Raw genomic sequence first — 446 nt, forward strand, 5'->3', positions numbered from 1 at the left:
GGTGCAGAAGGCTGGGAAGATATAGAGGATTTTGGGGAAACACATCTCGATTTTTTGAAGCAATATGGTGATTTTGAAAATGGTATTCCTGTTCACGATACCATTGCCAGAGTTGTATCCTGTATCAGTCCTGCAAAATTTCACGAGTGCTTTATTAACTGGATGCGTGACTGCCATTCTTCAGATGATAAAGGCGTCATTGCAATTGATGGAAAAACGCTCCGGCACTCTTATGACAAGAGTCGCCGCAGGGGAGCGATTCATGTCATTAGTGCGTTCTCAACAATGCACAGTCTGGTCATCGGACAGATCAGGACGGATGAGAAATCCAATGAGATTACAGCTATCCCAGAACTTCTTAACATGCTGGATATTAAAGGAAAAATCATCACAACTGATGCGATGGGTTGCCAGAAAGATATTGCAGAGAAGATACAAAAACAGGG

Annotated in this window: 1 protein-coding gene; it reads left to right on the forward strand. The window is 42.8% G+C overall.

Going from position 1 to position 446, the window contains the following annotated elements; all coding sequences use genetic code 11:
* Positions 1-446 (forward strand): ISAs1 family transposase (locus BEB54_RS28275; RefSeq protein WP_123059769.1); only part of this gene is annotated, 446 nt, incomplete at both ends.

The sequence above is a fragment of the Escherichia sp. MOD1-EC6021 genome, from assembly GCF_002965245.1.
Lineage (GTDB): Bacteria > Pseudomonadota > Gammaproteobacteria > Enterobacterales > Enterobacteriaceae > Escherichia > Escherichia coli_F.